Origin of the sequence: Pseudomonas sp., from assembly GCF_026224925.1 — a bacterium.
GTDB lineage: Bacteria > Pseudomonadota > Gammaproteobacteria > Pseudomonadales > Pseudomonadaceae > Aquipseudomonas.
Genome location: NZ_JAMFRV010000260.1, coordinates 1 through 4,642, shown reverse-complemented (window position 1 = coordinate 4,642; position 4,642 = coordinate 1). Strand labels below are relative to the sequence as shown.

Here is a 4,642-nt window from a genome sequence, read left to right as displayed (position 1 = left end):
TTCAACGAAGTTTCAAAGTTTCCTTTGTTACTTCAACCACTTGCGCTTCGATCAACTTCACGTTGCTCGTTAGCGGGAGGCGAATTCTACAGCGTTTCAACTCGCTGTCAACTGCCTTTTTTCACCGCTTTCGATCACCGCGATCAAAGCCTCTTCCTCGCTAACTAACTGGCTAACTCGTTGATTACCAAGGAGTTTCCGTTTCATCTGCTCCGGAAGAGGTGCGAATTATAGGCCCAGAAAAAGTTACGTCAAGGGTTAATCCAAGCTTTCTATCAAATACCGTAAAACGCTAGGAAACCGAGCCACATTTCCCACCTATATATAGCTACAGCACGCCAGCGCGACGTAATGCGACTACAGCCCCATCGTCCAGACCTAGAATCCGCGCCAATACATCAGACGTATGCTCCCCCAGCAAAGGAGGGGCGAGACGGTATTCGACGGGCGTTTCAGACAATCTAATAGGACTCGCGACCTGCGGCACGCTCCCCGCCAACGCATGAGTCATGTTAATAGCCAGACCTCGCGCCTGAACCTGCGGATCTGCAAACACTTGGGCCAGGTCGTTGATTGGCCCACATGGCACACCAGCTTGCTCCAGCTGCGCCACCCATTCAGCCGTCGTCTTGAACACCGTTGCCTGCCGAATCAGTGGAATAAGTTCAGCACGATGGGCAACACGCAGTGCATTCGTCAAAAACCGCGGGTCCGCCGCCCACTGCGACTGACCGGCGACCTCGGCAAACTTCCTGAACTGACTGTCGTTACCCACCGTCAGAATGAAGTCCCCGTCTGCGGTAGGAAAATCCTGATAAGGCACGATGTTAGGGTGAGAATTACCCAGTCTCCGCGGAGCAACGCCCGTAGTCAGATAGTTCATTGCCTGATTGGCAAGGCAAGCGACCTGCACATCAAGCAATGCCATGTCGATGTGCTGACCTTTACCACCCTGATCCCGATGCGCCAATGCCGCAAGGATCGCAACGGTTGAGTACAACCCGGTAAGGATGTCAGTCAAGGCAACACCCACCTTCACCGGACCCGCGCCGTCATCTCCTTCCGGCCGCCCCGTAAGACTCATCAACCCGCCAAGCCCCTGAATCATGAAGTCGTAGCCCGCACGCTTGGCATACGGACCGCTTTGTCCAAAGCCGGTAATCGAGCAATAGATTAGCCGTGGATTAATAGCCTTCAGTGACTCATAGTCCAAACCGTAGGCAGCCAGCCCACCCACTTTGAAGTTCTCGATAATAATGTCGGATTTGGCCGCCAAGTCCCGCACCAGCTTCTGACCTTCAGGCTTGGTGAAATCGATAGTTACCGACTCTTTGTTCCGATTCGCCGAAAGGTAGTACGCCGCCTCACTGGTGTTCTCACCCTCAGCATCCTTCAGAAAAGGCGGCCCCCAAGCGCGAGTATCATCACCATTTCCGGGGCGCTCGACCTTGATCACCTCAGCCCCGAGATCCGCGAGGATTTGTCCGGCCCAGGGACCAGCAAGCACTCGCGACAAATCGAGAACCCGTAGATGTGAAAGCGCGCCCATCAGCAAACTCCTTTCTCTATAAATGCACAGCCAGCATTCAGCTACTTAATAGAAGGCTTGGATACCCGTCTGCGCACGACCCAAAATAAGCGCGTGCACGTCATGCGTACCCTCATAGGTATTCACAACCTCAAGGTTAACCAAATGCCTGGCGACACCGAACTCATCAGAGATGCCGTTGCCACCCAACATGTCGCGCGCCATTCGGGCGATGTCCAGGGATTTGCCGCACGAGTTACGTTTCATCATCGACGTAATCTCGACTGCCGCAGTCCCTTCGTCCTTCATGCGTCCCAGACGCAGGCAGCCCTGCAAGGCCATGGTGATCTCGGTCTGCATGTCCGCCAGCTTCTTCTGAATAAGCTGGGTAGCAGCGAGTGGCCGCCCAAACTGCTGACGGTCCAACGTGTATTGGCGCGCTGTGTGCCAGCAGAATTCGGCCGCACCCAACGCTCCCCAGGAAATGACGTAGCGTGCAGAGTTAAGGCAGGTAAACGGCCCTTTAAGACCGCGAACGTCCGGGAAGATGTTTTCTTCAGGAACAAACACGTTGTCCATTACGATTTCGCCCGTAATAGAAGCCCGTAGACCGATCTTGCCGTGGATAGCAGGAGCGCTCAGACCTGCCCAGCCCTTCTCCAAAACGAAGCCACGAATGTCGCCTGCATCATCCTTGCCCCACACCACGAAAACATCTGCGATCGGGCTGTTAGTGATCCACATTTTGCTGCCGGACAAGCGATAACCACCGTCGACTTTTTTAGCGCGCGTGATCATCGCGCCCGGATCGGAACCATGATTGGGCTCAGTAAGACCGAAACAACCGATCCATTCACCCGAGGCCAGCTTGGGCAGGTATTTTTGCTTTTGCGCTTCAGTGCCAAACTCATTGATCGGCACCATCACTAACGATGACTGAACACTCATCATCGAGCGATAGCCCGAATCAACGCGCTCAACTTCACGTGCGATCAGTCCGTAACACACGTAGTTCATACCGCTGCCACCGTATTCTTCAGGAATGGTCGCGCCCAGCAAGCCGACGTCGCCCATCTCACGAAATATTGCGGTATCAGTGCGCTCATGGCGGAAGGCTTCGAGAACTCGCGGCGCCAACTTGTCACGGGAGAACTGCTCAGCGCTATCTCGAACCATGCGTTCTTCTTCAGTGAGTTGCTGATCCAATAACAGTGGATCGATCCAGTTGAAGCTTGCTTTGCCGCCCATGAGTGAGTCCTCGCGAATCAGGTTTAAAGTCGTGGACTGATCCTAGGCCGTGCCTCTCGATACGGCAAACGAGGTTTTCGCATACTGTTGTGCTAATTTATCACTCCGTAACGATCAATAAATCCGAGACTCGAGATCTACGAGTGAGGTAGAGGTACATGCGCAGAAAGATCCCCAGCACCACTGCGTTAGTCAGTTTCGAAGCAGCAGCCAGACACGAGAGCTTTACCAAGGCCGCGCAGGAGCTTTCCATCACCCAAGGGGCCATTTGTCGACAGATCGCTGGCCTGGAGGATTTTCTCAGCGTCGAACTGTTCCGGCGCTCTCGACGCGGAGTGAAGCTGACCGAAGCGGGACTTTCTTACAGTCGGCGCGTCGCAACGCAACTGGATGCCGTGGAGCGTGACACCCTGTCAGTCATGGGCCAGCAAGGCGCCAACGTGATCGAACTGGCGGTGGTGCCAACTTTTGGTACTCAGTGGTTACTGCCGCGCCTCAAGGATTTCCAGCAGCGCCAACCCGACGTCACGGTCAATTTGACTAACCGAACCCGCCCCTTCTTATTTGCGGACACCGACTTCGACGCTGCGATCTATTTTGGCGATGCGGATTGGTCAGGCACCGAGTCCCATCGGTTGATGGGTGAGAATCCAGTGCCGGTGTGCAGCCCGCACCTGCTGGGGGATCGCGACAGCCTGAGTGCCGAGGAGATCGCCGAGTATCCATTACTGCAACAAACCACCCGCCCTTATGCGTGGCGTCAGTGGTTCAGCGCCCTAAACCTGAATATTGCTCGCGACATGACAGGCCCGCGTTACGAGCTATTCTCCATGCTTGCTCAGGCCGCCATGCACGAGATGGGCATTGCATTGATTCCGCCGTTCCTGATTCAACGCGAGCTCGCGGAGAAGCGCTTGGTGATCGCCAACAGCCACGCGCTATCCAGTATTAAGGCCTATTACCTGATGGTTCCGGAACGGAAGGTAGAGTCGGCGTCGTTACATGCTTTTCGCGATTGGCTGGTAGGAGAGGCAAAAAGCTACACGTCAGCCACTGAAGTGGCTTACAGCGACTAACTGACTTGGTAGTCAATAAACATACAACCCTACAGATATACGAATTTGTCGCTTTTTCAACATCTGTATGAAGACGATTGGAAATTGCGTATCGCTCCTGAAACCGCGGCCTGCGGGTTATAAATTAAAGTAATAGCAGATATTCCCGCTGAGAATCACTAAATAGCCGTAAATATCCGCAATAACGCTACAGACCAAGTAATACGTGGGCTAGCGCAAATATCTGCGACATACGGTCACTGGATGACTTGTAGTTAATTTTTCGTCACCTTTCATAAGTGGTTGAAGGCAGCGCGCTTCGCCTGCAAAATGCCGCGCCCCGCCTTGTATCGGCGGGATCGTGCTGATCGGCCGAACCAGATGCGCCACCCGTAGTGCACTGGCCTATTCGAATACAAGAACAAGATCACGCAGGAGATTTGAACGTGCACATTGGTGTTCCTCTCGAAACCCACACGGGCGAAACGCGGGTTGCCGCAACCCCCGAAACCATCAGGAAGCTGATTGCCCAAGGCCATCAGGTCACGGTGCAAAGTGGCGCCGGCATTCTTGCCTGCGTTATTGACAGCGCCTATCAGTCCTGCGGCGCCACCCTTGGCAGTGCGACGGATGCGTTTGGTGCTGAGCTGGTCCTCAAGGTCGTCGCTCCCAACGATCATGAGCTGACGCTGATCAAGCCCGGCACGATCGTGATCGGAATGCTCAATCCGTTTAATAACGAGACGATTTCAAAGATGGCCGAATGCGGCATTACCGCGTTCGCTCTCGAAGCTGCGCCACGCACTTCTCG

Annotated in this window: 3 protein-coding genes and 1 pseudogene; 2 read left to right on the top strand and 2 right to left on the bottom strand. The window is 54.4% G+C overall.

The window, feature by feature from the left end:
• Positions 1 to 328: 328 nt before the first annotated feature.
• A complete protein-coding gene (locus M0974_RS11390; protein ID WP_297836294.1) occupies positions 329 to 1,552 on the bottom strand; it encodes a CaiB/BaiF CoA-transferase family protein in 1,224 nt (407 codons plus the stop codon).
• A gap of 42 nt (positions 1,553 to 1,594) precedes the next feature.
• Positions 1,595 to 2,776, bottom strand: a complete 1,182-nt coding sequence (locus M0974_RS11385) for an acyl-CoA dehydrogenase (RefSeq protein WP_297836292.1) — start codon at positions 2,774 to 2,776, stop codon at positions 1,595 to 1,597.
• A 158-nt stretch (positions 2,777 to 2,934) separates the two neighbouring features.
• On the opposite strand from M0974_RS11385, the gene M0974_RS11380 reads away from it, so the two are divergent.
• Positions 2,935 to 3,852 carry a LysR family transcriptional regulator gene (locus tag M0974_RS11380; RefSeq protein ID WP_297836290.1) on the top strand — a complete coding sequence of 306 codons (918 nt, stop codon included), beginning with the start codon at positions 2,935 to 2,937 and terminating at the stop codon, positions 3,850 to 3,852.
• Positions 3,853 to 4,277: 425 nt separating this feature from the next.
• A pseudogene (locus M0974_RS11375) lies at positions 4,278 to 4,642 on the top strand (NAD(P)(+) transhydrogenase (Re/Si-specific) subunit alpha); the annotation flags it as partial.